Below are 16700 nucleotides of genomic sequence, written 5' to 3' on the forward strand. Positions count from 1 at the left end.
CGATCAGGTACGTACGACGGCGGGGCCGCCCCCTCGGGAAGAGGGAGCGGCCCCGCCGTCGTGTCGGTGGACCGGAGTCCGCCGGGTGCCTACCGCCGGCCCCCGTTCCCGTGTCCGTTGCGGCCCCCGTTCGTCTGGCCCTGGATGAGGGTGCCGGGGAGGGTGAACGTCGGGTTCGGGTTGGGGCCGCCGGTGCCGCCGCCCGGCAGCCCGCCGAGCAGTCCGCCGATCACCTGTCCCGGGTTGCCGGTGGTGCCGCCGTGCTGCCCGCCGTTGCCCCGGTCCTGGCCGTTGCCCGGGTTGTTGTCGTCCGGGATGTCGACCAGGTTGAAGTCCTGGACGGGCTTGCCCTCCAGGGCGCCGTTCATCATGTCGCGCCAGATCGGGCCGGGGACCTCACCGCCGAACACCTTGTCGTGCGGGACGCCGCCGATGGTGATGTTGATCATGCGGCGCCGGTGCTGCGGGTCGCCGACCCAGACCGCGCCCGCCATGTTCGGGGTGTAGCCGACGAACCAGGCGGCGAAGCGCTCGTCCGTCGTACCGGTCTTGCCCGCGCTCGGGCGGTCGCCGAGACCGGCTTGCTGGCCGGTGCCGTCCTCGACCACGCCCTTGAGCAGCGTGCTGACGGTGTCCGCGGTCTTCTCGGACATCGCGCGCGAGCACGTCGACTTCGGCACCGGCAGGGACTTCACCCGGCTGCCGGTCGTCTGGGTGATCGACTCGATGGCGACCGGGGTGCAGTACATGCCGCGCGAGGCGAAGGTGGCGTACGCGCTCGCCATCGTCAGCGGGGACATCTCCTGGGTGCCGAGCGCGATCGAGGGGGCCTGGTCGATCTTGCGGCCGTCGGAGCGGGCCACGCCCATCTTCTTCGCCATGTCGATCACCGGGCAGATGCCGATGTCGCTGATCAGCTGCACGTAGTAGGTGTTGACCGACTTGGCGGTCGCCTCCTTCATGCTGTACGGGCCGTGCTCCGTCTCGTTCTCGTTGGTCAGCTTGGCCGGCTTGCGCGGATCGTTCTTCCAGGTCCTGCCGTTGCAGGCGGCCACCGGGCTCGGGTACGGCATCTCGTACGGCGACGAGTACTCCTGCGTCGCCGGCTTGCCGCCCTCCAGCGCGGCCGCCGCGACGATCGGCTTGAACGTCGAACCGGGCTGGTAGCCCGCGCCGCCGCCCATGTGCTGGTTCACCGACAGGTTGATCTGGGTCTCGTCGGTGCCGAAGCCGTACGGCCGGGACTGGCCCATGGCGAGGATCTTGCCGGTGCCGGGCTCGACGATGGTCGCGGCCGTCGCCACCTGGTCGGACTTGTAGACGTGGTCCTTGATGGAGTTCTGCACGGACTGCTGGGCCTGCGGGTCGAGCGTCGTACGGATCGTCAGACCGCCCTGGTTCCACAGCTTGGCGCGGGCCTCCTTGGTCTTGCCGAAGACCGGATCGGTCAGGAAGACCTCGCGCACGTAGTCGCAGAAGAAGCCGGCACCCTGCACCGCGGTGATGCAGCCGTTCTTGGGCCGGCTGGTGTGCAGCCCGAGCGGCTGCCGCTTGGCCCGGTCGGCCTCCTTGGGGGAGATGTCGCCCAGCTCGGCCATGCGCTGGAGGACGATGTTGCGCCGCTTGGTCGCCTCCGCCTCGTCGTTGACCGGGTCGTAGCGGCTCGGCGACTGCACGATGCCGGCCAGCAGGGCGGACTCCTGGAGGTTCAGGTCCTTGGCGTGCTTGGAGAAGTACCGCTCGGAGGCGGCCTCCACGCCGTAGGCCTGCTCACCGAAGAAGGTGATGTTCAGGTAGTTCTCCAGGATCTTCTTCTTGCCGAGCTTCTCCTCGATCTGGATCGCGTACTTCAGTTCACGGACCTTGCGGCCCATGGTCTGCTGGGTGGCCTCGGCGACCTTCGTCGGGTCGTCGCCGGCCTCCTCGATGAAGTAGTTCTTCACCAGCTGCTGGGTGAGGGTGGAGGCGCCCTGGGCGACCCCGCCCTCCTGCGCGTTCTTGTTCAGGGCGCGCAGCACGCCCTTGAGGTCGATCGCGCCGTGCTGGTAGAAGCGCGAGTCCTCGATCGCGACGATCGCCTTCTGCATGTACGGCGAGATGTCCTTGAGGTCGACCACCGTGCGGTCGCGCGAGTAGATGCTCGCGATCTGCTGGCCCCGGCTGTCCAGGATGGTGGTGCGCTGGCTCAGCTGGGGGCTCTTCAGGTTGTCCGGGATCTCGTCGAAGCTCTGCACCGAGCCCTTGGCCGCGAGGCCCAGTGCGCCGGCCCCGGGCAGCGCGATGCCCGCCATCACGGCTCCCGCGAGGACACTGACACCGAGGAACTTCGCGGCCTGCTGCATCGGCGACAGACCACCGCCCGAGCGCTTCTTTGGCATGGGGGCAGCCTAATCCGTACTCCTGAACGTTTTGAGGGAGCGGCTTGCCTTCGGGATGTTCCGGTGCCGTCCCGGCCCGGCCGGGCCGCCTGACCTGCCTACGTTTCCATTTCCCGGACAGGCGCGCAGCCCTTGGCCTAAGCTGCTCCCAACTGTCACGGCAGTACGGCCCCGTACCCCCGCGTCCGGCGTCCCCGAATCGCTCCGCACCACCCCTGTCGTGTGCCGAGGCGTGTCCGAATGCGCCTCGTGTGTCACCCGGTGTCCGCTGTGACACACCAGAGCCGTCCTGGTTTGCCGGGATGGTCGCGCATGTCGCCAGCTCACTCCCGCGGGTGATCTGCCGCTTACCCATAGTCCGTTCGGGCCATTCAAGATTGGGCCCGAAGGGGGTGTTGCGCTGTGCCCACCTTCCGTAACGTCCTCAACTGGCGGCGGTGAATATGCCGCTGCCGCCGTGGGGGAGCCTCGATTCGGGAGAGGACGGCGCCGGTATGGGCTGGGTTACCGACTGGAGTGCGCAGGCCGCCTGCCGCACTACCGATCCGGATGAACTGTTCGTTCAGGGAGCAGCGCAGAACAGAGCCAAGGCGGTGTGCACCGGATGCCCGGTACGCACCGAATGCCTGGCCGATGCGCTGGACAATCGCGTCGAGTTCGGCGTGTGGGGAGGCATGACGGAGCGGGAGCGCCGCGCACTGCTGCGCCGGCGGCCCACCGTGACCTCGTGGCGCAGGCTGCTGGAGACCGCCCGCTCGGAGTACGAGCGGGGCACCGGGATCATGCGCCTCGACAGCGACGAGGTGTACGACGAGTACGCGGCGGTCAGCTGAGGGCACGCTCGGCCGAGGTCGTGCTCGGCTGAGGGCACAGGTCCAGCGCGCCCGGGTTCCGCGAGGAGCCCCGGGCGGCCGCGTGGTTCCGCGACGCCCGATTGGGCCGGCGGTGTGACGACGGCCGCGCCGGTTCCGCGGCGTGCCGACGGTTTCGCCGGTCCGGCGGTGTCACGACGGCTCCGTTCGTCCCATGGCCGCGCCCGCCGCGAGCCGGTCGCCGATGTCGCGCAGGCCCGTGAGGTCGTGGACGTCGCCGGGGAGCGCGGGCACGTCGGCCACGGCCACCTCGGGGTGGCGCGCGGTGAAGCGGTCGCGTGTGCGCTGCTCGCGCGCCAGCAGATGCATGCGTTCGGCGTGCAGTCTCAACAGGCCCGCGGCGAGCCGGTCGACGGAACGTTCCTGGTCGGCGGGGGAGCCTTCGTCGGAAGCGTCGGCACCGGCTGCGTCCTCGGGTGCGGGAGGTTGTGAACTGCCGTACGTGTCGGGGGAGTTACGAAGTCCAGCTTTCCCGTCCCCCTGATCCACAATGCCGGGGTCCGCAAGATTTTCCGCGGCGTCCAGCGCCCGCTCGGCGGACAGCCCGCCGGCTCCGGTGCCGTGCACCCGGTTGAGCACCAGTCCCACCAGCGGCATGCTCTCCGCGGCCAGTCGCTCCACGAAGTACGCGGCCTCGCGCAGCGCGTCCCGCTCCGGCGCCGCCACCACCAGGAAGGCCGTACCGGGCGCCTGGAGCAGCTTGTACGTGGCGTCCGCGCGGGTGCGGAAGCCGCCGAAGGTGGTGTCCATCGCGGACACGAACGTCTGGACGTCCTTGAGGAGCTGACCGCCCAGCAGCTTGCCCAGGGTGCCGGTCATCATCGACATGCCGACGTTGAGGAAGGCCATGCCCGCGCGGCCGCCCAGCTTGGCGGGCGCTGTGAGCAGGCGGATCAGCCGGCCGTCCAGGAAGGAGCCCAGCCGCTTGGGGGCGTCCAGGAAGTCCAGGGCCGAGCGGGACGGCGGGGTGTCGACCACGATCAGGTCCCACTCGTCCCTCGCGCGCAGCTGGCCCAGCTTCTCCATCGCCATGTACTCCTGCGTGCCCGCGAAGCCCGCCGAGAGCGACTGGTAGAAGGGGTTCGCCAGGATCGCGGCCGCCCGCTCCGGGTCCGCGTGCGCCTCCACGACCTCGTCGAAGGTGCGCTTCATATCGAGCATCATCGCGTGCAGCTCGCCCGCGCCGTCGGTGCCCTTCACCCGGCGCGGCACGTTGTCGAGGGAGTCGATGCCCATCGACTGGGCCAGTCTCCGTGCCGGGTCGATGGTGAGCACCACCACCTTGCGGCCCCGCTCGGCCGCGCGCAGGCCGAGGGCGGCCGCGGTCGTGGTCTTGCCGACCCCGCCGGAGCCGCAGCACACCACGATGCGGGTCTTGGGGTCGTCCAGCAACGAGTCGATGTCGAGCACCCGGGAGGAGGCGAGCCTGCGGGCCGCCACCTCCCGGTCCTCGGCCTCGTCGTGTTCCTCGGCCGTCATGACACCCCCTGCTTCCGCAAGTCGGCGGCGAGTTCGTACAGGCCCGCCAGGTCCATTCCCTCGGCGAGCAGCGGCAGTTCGTGCAGGGGCAGGCCCAGCTCGCCGAGGACGGCGCGCTGCTCCTGCTCCAGCGCGTACCGCTCGGCGTACTCCGCGGCCTGGTCCAGCAGCGGGTCCACCAGTTTCTCCGCGTTCCCGCCGCGCCGGGCGCCGCCGAGTCCCGCGGCCGACAGGGAACGGGCGACGGAGGAACGCTCCACCGTCCGTACGAGTTCCAGGTCCGCGGCGTCCAACACTTCGGGGCGCACCATGTTCACGATGACCCGGCCCACCGGCAGCCGCGCCGCGCGCAGTTCGGCGATGCCGTCGGCGGTCTCCTGGACGGGCATCTCCTCCAGCAGCGTCACCAGGTGGACCGCGGTCTCGGGCGACTTCAGGACGCGCATCACGGCCTGCGCCTGATTGTGTATCGGGCCGATCTTCGCCAGGCCCGCCACCTCGTCGTTGACGTTGAGGAAGCGGGTGACGCGGCCGGTCGGCGGGGCGTCCATGACCACGTAGTCGTAGACGAACCGGCCGGCGCGGTCCTTGCGCCGCACCGCCTCGCACGCCTTGCCGGTGAGCAGGACGTCCCGGATGCCCGGCGCGATGGTGGTGGCGAAGTCGATGGCGCCGAGCTTCTTCAGGGCCCGGCCGGCACCGCCCAGTTTGTAGAACATCTGGAGGTAGTCCAGGAGGGCCAGTTCGGCGTCTATGGCCAGGGCGAACACCTCCCCGCCCCCGGGCGCGACCGCGATCTTGCGCTCCTCGTACGGCAACGCCTCCGTTTCGAAGAGCTGGGCGATGCCCTGCCGGCCCTCGACCTCCACGAGAAGCGTCCGCTTCCCCTCGGTCGCGAGGGCCAGCGCGAGTGCGGCGGCGACCGTCGTCTTTCCGGTCCCGCCCTTGCCGCTGACGACCTGGAGCCTGCTCACGTCTTCGAGACTAACCAGTCCGGCCGACAGTCACGCGGGAGGCTGTGGATAACGGGGGAGACGGCGGGGGAGTGATCGGTCACAGCGGCTACAGTCGGCCCCATGACCAAGTGGGAATACGCAACCGTGCCGCTGCTCGTCCATGCCACGAAGCAGATTCTTGACACCTGGGGCGAGGACGGCTGGGAGCTCGTCCAGGTCGTGCCCGGGCCGAACGCCGAGCAGCTCGTCGCCTACCTGAAGCGGGAGAAGCAGGCATGAGCGCGGTCGAGGAGAAGCTGGCCGCACTGGGCCTGAGCCTGCCGGAGGTCGTGCCGCCGCTGGCCGCGTACCAGCCGGCCGTGCAGTCCGGCGCCTACGTCTACACCGCCGGCCAGCTGCCGATGGTCGACGGCAAGCTGCCCGTCACCGGCAAGGTGGGCGCCGAGGTCACGGCCGAGGAGGCCAAGGACCTGGCCCGTATCTGCGCGCTGAACGCGCTGGCCGCCGTGAAGTCCGTGGCCGGTGACCTGGACCGGATCGCGCGCGTGGTGAAGGTCGTCGGCTTCGTCGCCTCCCAGGCCGACTTCACCGGCCAGCCGGGTGTCGTCAACGGCGCCAGCGAGCTGCTCGCCGAGGTGCTCGGCGACAAGGGCGTGCACGCCCGCAGCGCGGTCGGCGTCGCGGTGCTGCCGCTGGACGCGCCGGTCGAGGTCGAGATCCAGGTGGAGCTGGCCCAGTAGTCCCACCGGCGGCCCTCCGGCCCCGGTACCTCTCGAACATTCGCCCTACACGGGATAGCCTCCGGCCATGGCGAACGGTCAGTGGTACCCCCCGGAGTGGCCGGACCGCATCCGCGCGCTCGCGGACGGCGCCCTCACCCCGGTGTCCCCCAAGCGCGCGGCGACGGTGCTCCTGCTCAAGGACACCGAGGCCGGACCGGTCGTCCACATGCTGCGCAGACGCGCCTCCATGGTCTTCGCCGGAGGCGCGTACGCGTACCCCGGAGGCGGCGTCGACCCGCGCGACGACGACACCCGGATCCGCTGGTCCGGCCCCACGCGCGCGTGGTGGGCCAAGCGGCTCGGGGTGGACGAGGCGGGCGCCCAGGCCGTCGTCTGCGCGGCCGTACGGGAGACGTACGAGGAGGCGGGCGTGCTGCTCGCCGGGCCCGGCCCGGACACGGTCGTCGGCGACACCACCGGCGCCGACTGGGAGGCCGACCGCGCCGCCCTGGTCGCGCGCGAGCTGTCCTTCGCCGAGTTCCTGCACCGGCGCGGCCTGGTGCTGCGCTCGGACCTGCTGGGCGCCTGGGCCCGCTGGATCACCCCGGAGTTCGAGGCGCGCCGCTACGACACCTGGTTCTTCGTGGCCGTCCTGCCGAAGGGGCAGCGCACCCGCAACGCCTCCACGGAGGCCGACCGCACGGTGTGGACCCGCCCGGCCGAGGCCGCCGCCGGGTACGACCGGGGCGAGCTGCTGATGATGCCGCCCACCATCGCCGCCCTGCGCGAGCTGCTGCCGTACGGCACCGCGGCGGAGGCGCTCGCGGCCGCCGACGCGCGCGATCTGACACCGGTCCAGGCGACCGCCCGGCTGGTGGACGGCGAGATCGTGCTGTCCTGGCCGGGGCACGAGGAGTTCACCAAGCACGTTCCGACCGCGGCGAAGGCCGCCGACGCGACCGGGGGAGGCCGCGCATGACCCACGCCGGCGCGCTGCCGGGCCAGCCCAGGGGAGCGGTCCGCTCCGGCCCCGCGACCGAGCGGGCCGTCAACGTCCTCGCGCCCAACGCCTCCGCGATGACCCTGGACGGCACCAACACCTGGATCGTCGCCGAGCCCGGCTCCGACCTGGCCGTGGTGATCGACCCGGGCCCGCTGGACGAGGGGCACCTGAGGGCGGTCGTGGACACGGCGGAGAAGGCGGGCAGACGCATAGCCCTGACCCTGCTCACCCACGGCCACGAGGACCACGCCGAGGGCGCGGCCCGCTTCGCGGAGCTGACCCGGACCCGGGTGCGGGCCCTCGACCCGGCGCTCCGCCTCGGCGACGAGGGCCTGGCGGCGGGCGACGTGATCACCACCGGTGGCCTGGAGCTGAGGGTCGTGCCGACCCCCGGGCACACCTCCGACTCGCTGTCCTTCCACCTCCCGGCCGACCGGGCGGTGCTGACCGGCGACACCATCCTCGGGCGGGGGACCACGATGGTCGCCCACCCCGACGGCCGGCTGGGCGACTACCTGGACTCCCTGCGCCGGCTGCGCTCGCTCACGGTGGACGACGGCGTGCACACCGTGCTGCCGGGCCACGGACCGGTCCTGGAGGACGCACAGGGCGCCGTGGAGTTCTACCTGGCCCACCGCGCCCACCGGCTCGCCCAGGTGGAGACGGCGGTCGAGAACGGACACCGCACCGCGGCCGAGGTCGTCGCCCACGTCTACGCCGACGTGGACCGCTCCCTGTGGCCCGCGGCGGAGCTGTCGGTGCGGGCCCAGCTGGAGTACCTGAGCGAGCACGGGCTGATCTGACCGGCGGCCGCGGGCCGGGCTAGCCGGCGGGCTCGTCCTCCGGACGCGGGGCCTTCACGCCGTGCACGCGCGCGTACTCGGCGGCGAGCCAGGGGCCCAGGTCGTCCACGTAGCTCCGCAGCACCCCCGGGTCGCCGACGGGCTCGTGGCCGTACCGGGCCGCCGTGCGCAGTTGCGCGGCGCGCTGCGGGTGGTACGCCCCGCAGACCTCGGCCATCTCGTCCAGATCGCTCGTCCAGCCGTTCCAGCGGGGCATGACGAGGGTGAAGCCGGTCCGCACGAGATGCCGGGACATGAAGCGCACCAGGGGGCGCAGGGCCGCCTCCCCGTCCCCGGCGTCCGCGATCCGCCGCCGCCAGCGGGGCAGCAGGCGCCCGAGGTCGCCGTTGGTCTCGCGGGCGAGCAGCGAGTCGGGACGGTAGCGGGGCAGGTGCCCGGCCAGGTCGGCGCCGAGCAGCGGGGTGCACAGGCAGGCCACGAACCAGCCCAGGTCGTACCGCTCCTGCTCGCTCAGCAGCCGCGGCCGGCCGTACAGCAGGGTGCCGACCCCGTCGATCTGCGGGAACTCCCGGTCCAGTGCCGTGCCCAGGGCGTGTGCGGCCGCGTGGTCGGCGTCCGCCGGTTCCTCGCGCAGGACGACGAACAGGTCCAGGTCGCTGCGGCCGGTGCGGGCGGTGCCGCGGGGGATCGAGCCGTAGAGGTACGCGCCGTCCAGCCGCGCCCCGAAGACCTCCGGCAGCCGCTCCCGGACGGCGGCCACGACGGGACGGAAGGCGACGGGTACGCGGGCCAGGGAGCCTTCCCGGGCGATGAAGCCGTGGGCGTCAAGGCCGTGCGGGCGGGGTGGCTGGGGCATGGGGTCACTGTGCCGCACGCCCCGTGGCGCGGGCAGCCGGTTTTCGAAGGGCGGGCCGACGGCGCACGGCCGTCCCGCGCCCGGGGCCCGGCGCGGGCCCTCTCGGAGCCGTTCGGCGCGACGCGGGGCACGGGCCGGGGAGGGCCCGCCCTGCGCGTCGTGCCGGCCCGGATCCGGCGTCAGCGCGAGCGCTTCGCCAGCCGCTCCACGTCCAGCAGGATGACCGCGCGGGCCTCCAGGCGCAGCCACCCGCGCTGGGCGAAGTCGGCCAGGGCCTTGTTCACGGTCTCGCGGGACGCGCCGACCAGCTGGGCCAGCTCCTCCTGGGTGAGGTCGTGGACGACGTGGATGCCCTCCTCGGACTGCACGCCGAAGCGGCGCGACAGGTCCAGCAGGGCGCGCGCGACGCGGCCGGGGACGTCGGAGAAGACCAGGTCGGACATGGCGTCGTTGGTCTTGCGCAGCCGGCGGGCGACGGCGCGCAGCAGGGCGCCGGCCACCTCGGGACGGGCGTTCAGCCAGGGCTGGAGGTCACCGTGGCCGAGGCCGAGGAGCTTGACCTCGGTCAGCGCGGTCGCGGTCGCCGTGCGCGGGCCCGGGTCGAACAGCGACAGTTCGCCGATCAGCTCGCCGGGGCCGACGACGGCGAGCATGTTCTCGCGGCCGTCGGGGGAGGTGCGGTGCAGTTTCACCTTGCCCTCGGTGACGACGTACAGGCGGTCGCCCGGGTCGCCCTCGTGGAACAGGGAGTCGCCGCGAGCGAGGGTCACCTCGCTCATCGAGGCGCGAAGCTCCGCGGCCTGCTCGTCGTCGAGCGCCGCGAAGAGCGGGTTGCGCCGCAGAACGTCGTCCACGAGTTCTCTCCTATTCGACCTGCTCAGGGGATCTTGCATCCCCTGTGTGCCAGGGGACCGTGTTCTCATTTTGCCGGACGGTCCAAACAGTGTGATCTGTCACAAGGATGCCGCACCGGTGTGCCGGGGTAAGCGTCAGGGGTCCAATCGGGGGCCGATCTCCGGGGTCCGAGGCGGATGCCGGTGACGGGCTCTAGGCTGGCCGGGTGTCCAAAACGCCGGTGAGAGCACAGGCCAAGGGGGCTTAGCGGGTGGTTGTACGTCGCGATTCCGCTGTGGGCGAACAGGGTCCCGAGGGCAGTAAGAAAAGTAGAAAAAAGGCTGAGGTGACAGGAAAGTCGGCTTCGGCCAGGAGGACAGGATCTGCCGGGAAGACGGGTTCTGCCGGGAAAGCCGCCTCCGCCAGGAAGATCACCCCGGCCGGGAAGGCCGTCGCCACCGGCGCGCCGGTGGCCGTGAGGAAGACCGCGCCCGCCAAGAAGGTCGCCGTCGAACCGCCCGCCGGGGAGTCCCGCACCGCCCTGGTCCGCCGGGCCCGCCGGATCAACCGCGAGCTGGCCGAGGTGTACCCCTACGCCCACCCCGAGCTGGACTTCGAGAACCCCTTCCAGCTGCTGGTCGCCACCGTGCTGTCGGCCCAGACCACCGACCTGCGCGTCAACCAGACGACCCCCGCGCTCTTCGCCCGCTACCCCGCGCCCGAGGACCTGGCCGCCGCCGACCCGGAGCAGGTCGAGGAGATCCTGCGCCCCTGCGGGTTCTTCCGGGCCAAGACCAGGTCGGTCATAGGGCTGTCCAAGGCGCTGGTGGAGGACTTCGGCGGCGAGGTGCCGGGACGGCTGGAGGACCTCGTCAAGCTGCCCGGCGTCGGCCGCAAGACCGCGTTCGTCGTGCTCGGCAACGCCTTCGGGCGGCCGGGGATCACCGTGGACACCCACTTCCAGCGGCTGGTGCGGCGCTGGAAGTGGACCGAGGAGACCGACCCGGACAAGATCGAGGCCGCCGTCGGCGCGCTGTTCCCCAAGAGCGAGTGGACCGATCTGTCCCACCACGTCATCTGGCACGGCCGCCGCATCTGCCACGCCCGCAAGCCCGCCTGCGGCGCCTGTCCGATCGCCCCGCTCTGCCCGGCCTACGGCGAGGGCGAGACCGACCCGGAGAAGGCGAAGAAGCTGCTGAAGTACGAGAAGGGCGGCCTGCCCGGCCAGCGGCTCAAGCCCCCGCAGGCCTACCTCGACGCGGGTGGCAGGCCGGCGCCGCCGCTGGGGGCCGCGTGACGGAACGATCGCGGCGCCCTCGGCGTTGGAAGAAGGCAGAGCGAGGGGGTGGGCGATGACGCGGGCCAGTGAGGCGCGGGACGGTGCGGTGACGCTCGACAGCCGGGGGCTGCCCGCCTGGCTGGACCCGGTGGTGCGCGCGGCGGGGACCATCCAGCCGCGCCAGCTCAGCCGCTTCCTGCCGCCGGAGAACGGCTCGGGCCGGCAGTCGGCCGTGCTGATCCTGTTCGGGGACGGCGAGCGCGGCCCCGAGCTGCTGCTCATGGAGCGCGCCGGCTCCCTGCGCTCGCACGCGGGCCAGCCCTCCTTCCCGGGCGGCTCCCTCGACCCGGAGGACGGCGACCCGCGCGGCGAGGGCCCGCTGCGGGCCGCGCTGCGCGAGGCCGAGGAGGAGACCGGGCTCGACCCGGCCGGGGTGCAGCTCTTCGGCGTGCTGCCCCGGCTGTACATCCCGGTCAGCGGCTTCGTCGTCACCCCGGTGCTCGGCTGGTGGCGCGAGCCCAGCCCGGTCGGGGTCGTCGACCCCAACGAGACGGCACGGGTCTTCACCGTTCCCGTGGCGGATCTCACGGACCCCGCCAACCGCGCCACCGCCGTCCACCCCAGGGGCCACCAGGGCCCGGCATTCCTGGTCGAATCGGCCCTGGTGTGGGGTTTCACGGCCGGGGTGATCGACCGCTTGCTGCACTACGCGGGCTGGGAGCGCCCCTGGGACCGGGAGAAGCGGGTCCCGCTCGACTGGCGCGCATGACAGGGTGATCCCCGTGCTGTCTCTTTCCCGGGGACGCTGGGTCCCTCTGCCCCGCGGGGGCGGGCCGGACGCCTCGTCCGAGCCGCGGGAAGCGGAACGGAGTAGGCGAGGCCTGAAGCGGTGAACGTGCTGGACATCCTGTTGCTGGTCGCGGCCGTGTGGTTCGCGGTCGTCGGCTACCGCCAGGGCTTCGTCGTGGGCATCCTGTCGGTCATCGGCTTCCTGGGCGGCGGCCTCGCCGCGGTGTACGCGCTGCCCCTCGTCTGGGACGCGGCGACCGGCAACGCCGACGTGAGCACCACCGCGGCCGTCGTCGCCGTGGTCGTCGTCATCGTCTGCGCCTCCGTCGGCCAGGCCCTGACCACCCACCTCGGCAACAAGCTGCGGCGGCACATCACCTGGTCCCCGGCCCGCGCCCTGGACGCCACCGGCGGCGCGCTGGTCAACGTGGCGGCGATGCTGCTGGTGGCCTGGCTGATCGGCTCCGCGCTGGCCGGCACCACCCTGCCGACCCTCGGCAAGCAGGTGCGCGGCTCCAAGGTGCTGCTCGGGGTCTCCCGGGCGCTGCCCGCGCAGGCCGACACCTGGTTCGCGGACTTCTCCTCGGTCCTCGCCCAGAACGGCTTCCCGCAGGTCTTCAGCCCGTTCTCCGACGAGCCGATCAAGGACGTCCAGCCGCCCGACCCGGCCCTCGCCGGCAGCCCGGTCGCCACCCGGGCCCAGCGCTCCATCGTCAAGGTCACCGGCACCGCCCAGAGCTGCGGCAAGGTCCTGGAGGGCTCCGGCTTCGTCTTCGCCGACCGCCGCGTGATGACCAACGCGCACGTCGTCGGCGGCGTCGACGAGCCGACCGTGCAGATCGGCGGCGTGGGCCGGCGCTACGAGGCGAAGGTCGTCCTGTACGACTGGAAGCGCGACATCGCCGTGCTCGACGTGCCGGACCTCAGGACGAACGCGCTGAAGTTCACCGGCGACGAGGCGACCGGCGGCGACGGCGCGATCGTGGCCGGATTCCCGGAGAACGGCGCGTACGACGTGCGCGCGGCGCGCGTGCGCGGGCGGATCTCGGCCAACGGCCCGGACATCTACCACCGCGGCACCGTCCGCCGTGACGTCTACTCCCTGTACACGACCGTGCGCCAGGGCAACTCCGGCGGCCCGCTGCTCACCCCCGACGGCAAGGTGTACGGGGTGGTGTTCGCCAAGTCGCTGGACGACACCGACACCGGGTACGCCCTGACGGCGGACGAGATCCGGCCGGACATCACCCTCGGCCGTACGGCGAACGAACAGGTGGGTACGGACCGCTGCGCGCTGTGAGCGGGCGGCTCAGCCGCGCGGGTGACGCAGCCGCACCGAGACCCAGCGGGCCCGGCGGCGCAGGATGTGCGGGATCCCCACGCGGAGGTCCGCCTCCGCCAGTTGGGGGGTGCCTCGCTGAGGCGTGCTCAGACCCGCGGCCGAGCGGCGGTTGCGGGGTGCGTCACTGTAGTCGTGCGTCCAGCCCATACCCCTGCGTGTGCCCCCGACCCATGGTCCATAACCGCTTGGACGACGGCCAATTGGCCTATGCGGCAGGCATGTGGCCGGACGGGGGACAACCGGCGCGGAACCGGATACTCCACGCATCGGTCCCGTCACCTCGTCGTCACCGGTCGGGCTCGGGGTCCTTCAGCCAGTTGATCAGCTCGGTGGAGAACGCCACCGGGTCCTCCTCGTGCGGGAAATGCCCGAGGCCGTCGAACAGCCGCCAGCGGTACGGCGCTTCGACGTACTCCCCGGAACCGGCCGCGCTGCGCGTGCGGGTCACCGGATCGAGTGAACCGTGCAGGTGCAGCGTGGGCACCCGCACCGGTCGCTTCATCCTGCGGTAGAACTGCACGCCGTCCGGGCGGGCCAGGGAGCGCACCAGCCAGCGGTACGGCTCGACCGAGCAGTGCGCGGTGGACGGGATGCACATGGCGCGCCGGTACGCGAGCACCGCGTCGTCCTCCGGTGCCCGGGGGCCGGACCAGTCGCGGATCAGACGGCCCACCATCTCCCCGTCGTCCGCGGTGAGTTGGCGCTCGGGGATCCAGGGCCGCTGGAAGCCCCAGATGTAGGAGTTGGCGGCCGTCTGCCGGGCGTCCCGCAGCATCGCCGCGCGCCAGCGCCTCGGGTGCGGCATCGACGCCACCGCGAGCCGCCGGACCAGCTTGGGCCGCATGGCCGCCGCCGTCCACGCCAGATAGCCGCCGAGGTCATGGCCGACCAGCGCGGCGTCCGGCTCGCCGAGCGAGCGGATGACGCCGGTGACGTCCAGGGCGAGGTTGGCCGGGTCGTAGCCGCGCGGTGTGCGGTCGCTGCCGCCGACGCCCCGCAGGTCCATGGCCACCGCCCGGTAGCCGGCGTCCGCCAGGGCGGCCAGCTGGTGCCGCCAGGCCCACCAGAACTGCGGGAAGCCGTGGAGCAGCAGCACCAGGGGTCCGTCGCCGAGCTCCGCGATGTGGAAGCGGGCGCCGTTCGCGGCGACGTCCCGGTGGATCACCTTGCGTCCGTGCGGCAGGTCGATCCGTACGACCGAGGGATTCGCGGGGTCCGTCATGAGGACGAGCGTGCCACAGCCTCGATGGCCGCGGGGGTGCGATCCTCTGGAAGCTCCGGACGCGGGTGCGGCTTGGCCTTCCCCAGGACGTTCGCCGACTCCTTCATCGACGCGGCGACCTTCTGCGGACCCCGGCCCTTCTTGGCCTTCTTCGCGAAGACCACGCCGATCAGCGCGAGGAGGCCGGCGACCAGCACATTGGCCGCGAAGGACAGCACGAAGCAGATCGCCAGGTTCCAGTGGGTCCAGGTGCGGATGCCGTAGGCCAGCGCGAAGTTGAGCATCGGCAGGGAGAACACCAGGACCGCGCCCGCCAGCGAGAACGCGCCGCCGCTGGTCGCGCCGCGCTTCACGTCCTGCTTGAGCTGCGCCTTGGCCAGCGCGATCTCGTCGTGCACCAGCGCCGACAATTCGGTCGTCGCGGAGGCGAACAGCTGGCCGATGCTGCGTTCGGCGCCGACCGGGCTGCCGTCGGGTGCGCTCATCGCGTTCTCCCTTACGAGTCTTCTCGTCTCCCTGAGCCGCGGGGGCGAGCCGTCATGGCGCCGCCGCCCCGCTCATGGTGACCGTCTTGATTTGTACCGTCTCGTCAGATCATGCCGGACGGCCGCCCTCCTCGCCTGCCCCGCCCGCCACTTCCGCACGCCCGTCGCCCGCCGCGGCCCCGCGCTCGGCGGCGATCCGCCGGTGTTCGGCGGCCCTGCGCTCCAGGATCGCGGCCATGCGCAGGTGGTACGCGGGGTCGTCCTGCTCGTAGACGTCCGGCACGCCGTCCAGGTCCTCGTCGCGGTCCTCGTCCTCGCACAGCCGGCGGTACTTGGCGTTGCGTATCTTCAGCAGCACCGTGGCACAGGCCGCGGCGATCAGCGATCCGGTGAGGACGGCCGCCTTGGTCTCGTCGGTCAGCAGCACGTTTCCGTCGTAGGCCAGTTCGCCGATCAGCAGGGAGACCGTGAAGCCGATGCCGGCGAGCGAGGCCACCGCGAAGACGTCCGCCCAGGCGAGTTCGTCGCTGAGGGAGGCGCGGGTGAAGCGGACGGTCAGCCAGGTGCCGCCGAATATGCCCAGCGCCTTGCCGACGACCAGGCCGAGGACCACGCCCAGCGTCTCGGGCCGGGTGAACAGGTCCCCGAGGGCCCGGCCGGACACCGTCACACCCGCGCTGAACAGCGCGAACAGCGGAACGGCGAGCCCGGCCGACAGGGGGCGCACCAGGTGCTCGACGCGCTCGCCGGGCGAGTGCTCCTCGCCCTCGCGGGTGGTGCAGCGCAGCATCAGGCCCATCGCCACGCCGGCGATGGTGGCGTGCACGCCGCTGTTGTACATCAGCGCCCAGTTCACCACCGCGAGCGGCAGGTACACGTACCAGCCGCGCACGCCGCTGCGCAGCAGCAGCCAGAAGACGCCCAGCCCCACGAACGCGCCGCCGAGCGCGGCGAAGTTCAGCTGGTCGGTGAAGAAGATCGCGATGATCAGGATGGCGAAGAGATCGTCGACGACCGCGAGGGTGAGCAGGAAGGCGCGCAGGGCGCTGGGCAGCGAGGTGCCGATCACCGCGAGCACGGCGAGCGCGAAGGCGATGTCGGTGGCGGTGGGCACCGCCCAGCCCTGGGTGGACCCGTGCCCGACGAGGTTGGTGACGGTGTAGACGAGCGCCGGTACGGCCATGCCGCACAGCGCGGCCACCACGGGCAGCACGGCCGCCTTCGGGTCGCGCAGTTCCCCGGCGACCAGCTCGCGTTTGAGCTCGATGCCGGCGACGAAGAAGAAGATCGCGAGGACGCCGTCGGCGGCCCAGTGGGCGACGGAGAGGTCCAGGCCGAGCGCGGCGGGGCCGAAGCTGAAGTGGCTGACCGCCTCGTAGCTGTGACGCAGCGCGGGGATGTTCGCCCAGACCAGCGCGGCCACGGCGGCGAGCAGCAGGATGACGCCGCCGACGGTCTCCGTGCGCAGCGCGTCCGCGATGAAGGTCCGCTCGGGCAGGGACAGGCGTCCCAGGGCCTTGCGGGTGGTGTTCGGGGTGCGGGGGGCGGACACGGTGGAGACCTCCGGGAAGTGGGCAGGACGGCTTTCATGCCGACCAGACTTCCCGGCGCACCCCATTTGGATCTTGTCGCGCTCCTGGCGCTTTTATTACTTTACCTAAATTGTCTGAAGATCGGTAC

The 16700-nt window shown here is 72.0% G+C and carries 17 protein-coding genes; 8 read left to right on the top strand and 9 right to left on the bottom strand.

From position 1 onward, the window contains the following. Nucleotides 1–89: 89 nt before the first annotated feature. Nucleotides 90–2378 carry a transglycosylase domain-containing protein gene (locus BLW85_RS21440; protein WP_208624881.1) on the bottom strand — a complete coding sequence of 763 codons (2289 nt, stop codon included), beginning with the start codon at nucleotides 2376–2378 and terminating at the stop codon, nucleotides 90–92. Between the two features lie 494 nt (nucleotides 2379–2872). On the opposite strand from BLW85_RS21440, the gene BLW85_RS21450 reads away from it, so the two are divergent. Next, nucleotides 2873–3211, top strand: a complete 339-nt coding sequence (locus BLW85_RS21450; RefSeq protein WP_070022059.1) for a WhiB family transcriptional regulator — start codon at nucleotides 2873–2875, stop codon at nucleotides 3209–3211. A 171-nt stretch (nucleotides 3212–3382) separates the two neighbouring features. On the opposite strand, the gene bagB is transcribed toward BLW85_RS21450, so the two are convergent. Together bagB and bagA are read right to left on the bottom strand one after the other, a co-directional pair. After that, the gene (gene bagB, locus BLW85_RS21455) at nucleotides 3383–4729 is read right to left on the bottom strand and encodes an ATPase BagB (protein ID WP_074992883.1); all 1347 of its coding nucleotides are present in this window, start codon (nucleotides 4727–4729) and stop codon (nucleotides 3383–3385) included. Further along, entirely contained in the window at nucleotides 4726–5703 is a 978-nt protein-coding gene (bagA, locus tag BLW85_RS21460) for an ATPase BagA (RefSeq protein ID WP_070022057.1), read from the bottom strand. The genes bagB and bagA overlap by 4 nt, the downstream gene beginning before the upstream one ends. Nucleotides 5704–5805: 102 nt before the next feature. On the opposite strand from bagA, the gene sp36 reads away from it, so the two are divergent. The 4 genes from sp36 (at nucleotide 5806) to BLW85_RS21475 (ending at nucleotide 8213) form a co-directional block, all read left to right on the top strand. Beyond that, nucleotides 5806–5964, top strand: a complete 159-nt coding sequence (gene sp36, locus BLW85_RS38485) for a Sp36 family protein (RefSeq protein WP_071828754.1) — start codon at nucleotides 5806–5808, stop codon at nucleotides 5962–5964. Then, nucleotides 5961–6425, top strand: a complete 465-nt coding sequence (locus BLW85_RS21465) for a RidA family protein (protein ID WP_070022056.1) — start codon at nucleotides 5961–5963, stop codon at nucleotides 6423–6425. The genes sp36 and BLW85_RS21465 overlap by 4 nt, the downstream gene beginning before the upstream one ends. A 67-nt stretch (nucleotides 6426–6492) precedes the next feature. Then, complete coding sequence (locus BLW85_RS21470; RefSeq protein ID WP_074992884.1) at nucleotides 6493–7386, top strand: NUDIX hydrolase; 894 nt, start codon at nucleotides 6493–6495, stop codon at nucleotides 7384–7386. Then, nucleotides 7383–8213 (top strand): MBL fold metallo-hydrolase, encoded by an 831-nt coding sequence (locus BLW85_RS21475; protein WP_070022052.1) that lies wholly within the window; start codon nucleotides 7383–7385, stop codon nucleotides 8211–8213. Before BLW85_RS21470 ends, BLW85_RS21475 begins: the two co-directional genes overlap by 4 nt. Nucleotides 8214–8232: 19 nt before the next feature. Here the strand turns inward: BLW85_RS21475 and BLW85_RS21480 are convergent, their stop codons facing one another. After that, nucleotides 8233–9069: a nucleotidyltransferase domain-containing protein gene (locus BLW85_RS21480; protein WP_074992885.1), complete on the bottom strand. Its 837-nt coding sequence runs from the start codon at nucleotides 9067–9069 to the stop codon at nucleotides 8233–8235. Between the two features lie 179 nt (nucleotides 9070–9248). Beyond that, nucleotides 9249–9923 carry a Crp/Fnr family transcriptional regulator gene (locus BLW85_RS21485; RefSeq protein ID WP_014674022.1) on the bottom strand — a complete coding sequence of 225 codons (675 nt, stop codon included), beginning with the start codon at nucleotides 9921–9923 and terminating at the stop codon, nucleotides 9249–9251. Between the two features lie 275 nt (nucleotides 9924–10198). Here BLW85_RS21485 and nth point away from each other — a divergent pair, with 275 nt between their 5' ends. The 3 genes from nth to BLW85_RS21500 all read left to right on the top strand — a co-directional run bounded on the left by nth (nucleotide 10199) and on the right by BLW85_RS21500 (nucleotide 13271). Next, the gene (nth, locus tag BLW85_RS21490; protein WP_425275342.1) at nucleotides 10199–11200 is read left to right on the top strand and encodes an endonuclease III; all 1002 of its coding nucleotides are present in this window, start codon (nucleotides 10199–10201) and stop codon (nucleotides 11198–11200) included. A 55-nt stretch (nucleotides 11201–11255) separates the two neighbouring features. Next, the gene (locus BLW85_RS21495; protein ID WP_070022048.1) at nucleotides 11256–11951 is read left to right on the top strand and encodes an NUDIX hydrolase; all 696 of its coding nucleotides are present in this window, start codon (nucleotides 11256–11258) and stop codon (nucleotides 11949–11951) included. A gap of 120 nt (nucleotides 11952–12071) precedes the next feature. Then, entirely contained in the window at nucleotides 12072–13271 is a 1200-nt protein-coding gene (locus tag BLW85_RS21500) for a MarP family serine protease (protein WP_070022046.1), read from the top strand. Between the two features lie 9 nt (nucleotides 13272–13280). Here the strand turns inward: BLW85_RS21500 and BLW85_RS40225 are convergent, their stop codons facing one another. The 4 genes from BLW85_RS40225 to nhaA all read right to left on the bottom strand — a co-directional run bounded on the left by BLW85_RS40225 (nucleotide 13281) and on the right by nhaA (nucleotide 16572). Further along, nucleotides 13281–13460: a hypothetical protein gene (locus BLW85_RS40225; RefSeq protein WP_070022044.1), complete on the bottom strand. Its 180-nt coding sequence runs from the start codon at nucleotides 13458–13460 to the stop codon at nucleotides 13281–13283. A 139-nt stretch (nucleotides 13461–13599) separates the two neighbouring features. Beyond that, complete coding sequence (locus BLW85_RS21510) at nucleotides 13600–14535, bottom strand: alpha/beta fold hydrolase (protein WP_074992887.1); 936 nt, start codon at nucleotides 14533–14535, stop codon at nucleotides 13600–13602. Beyond that, complete coding sequence (locus BLW85_RS21515) at nucleotides 14532–15020, bottom strand: phage holin family protein (RefSeq protein WP_070022040.1); 489 nt, start codon at nucleotides 15018–15020, stop codon at nucleotides 14532–14534. Before BLW85_RS21515 ends, BLW85_RS21510 begins: the two co-directional genes overlap by 4 nt. A gap of 109 nt (nucleotides 15021–15129) precedes the next feature. Then, complete coding sequence (gene nhaA / locus BLW85_RS21520; RefSeq protein ID WP_074992888.1) at nucleotides 15130–16572, bottom strand: Na+/H+ antiporter NhaA; 1443 nt, start codon at nucleotides 16570–16572, stop codon at nucleotides 15130–15132. Nucleotides 16573–16700 lie beyond the last annotated feature (128 nt).

It is taken from the genome of Streptomyces misionensis (assembly GCF_900104815.1).
Lineage (GTDB): Bacteria > Actinomycetota > Actinomycetes > Streptomycetales > Streptomycetaceae > Streptomyces > Streptomyces misionensis.

Bases quoted from the DNA above. Each gene is read 5' to 3' on its own strand.
- BLW85_RS21440 (WP_208624881.1), bottom strand. From the start codon at position 2,378: ATGCCAAAGAAGCGCTCGGGCGGTGGTCTGTCGCCGATGCAGCAGGCC.
- BLW85_RS21450 (WP_070022059.1), top strand. From the start codon at position 2,873: ATGGGCTGGGTTACCGACTGGAGTGCGCAGGCCGCCTGCCGCACTACC.
- bagB (WP_074992883.1), bottom strand. From the start codon at position 4,729: ATGACGGCCGAGGAACACGACGAGGCCGAGGACCGGGAGGTGGCGGCC.
- sp36 (WP_071828754.1), top strand. From the start codon at position 5,806: ATGACCAAGTGGGAATACGCAACCGTGCCGCTGCTCGTCCATGCCACG.
- BLW85_RS21465 (WP_070022056.1), top strand. From the start codon at position 5,961: ATGAGCGCGGTCGAGGAGAAGCTGGCCGCACTGGGCCTGAGCCTGCCG.
- BLW85_RS21470 (WP_074992884.1), top strand. From the start codon at position 6,493: ATGGCGAACGGTCAGTGGTACCCCCCGGAGTGGCCGGACCGCATCCGC.
- BLW85_RS21475 (WP_070022052.1), top strand. From the start codon at position 7,383: ATGACCCACGCCGGCGCGCTGCCGGGCCAGCCCAGGGGAGCGGTCCGC.
- BLW85_RS21480 (WP_074992885.1), bottom strand. From the start codon at position 9,069: ATGCCCCAGCCACCCCGCCCGCACGGCCTTGACGCCCACGGCTTCATC.
- BLW85_RS21495 (WP_070022048.1), top strand. From the start codon at position 11,256: ATGACGCGGGCCAGTGAGGCGCGGGACGGTGCGGTGACGCTCGACAGC.
- BLW85_RS40225 (WP_070022044.1), bottom strand. From the start codon at position 13,460: ATGGGCTGGACGCACGACTACAGTGACGCACCCCGCAACCGCCGCTCG.
- BLW85_RS21510 (WP_074992887.1), bottom strand. From the start codon at position 14,535: ATGACGGACCCCGCGAATCCCTCGGTCGTACGGATCGACCTGCCGCAC.
- BLW85_RS21515 (WP_070022040.1), bottom strand. From the start codon at position 15,020: ATGAGCGCACCCGACGGCAGCCCGGTCGGCGCCGAACGCAGCATCGGC.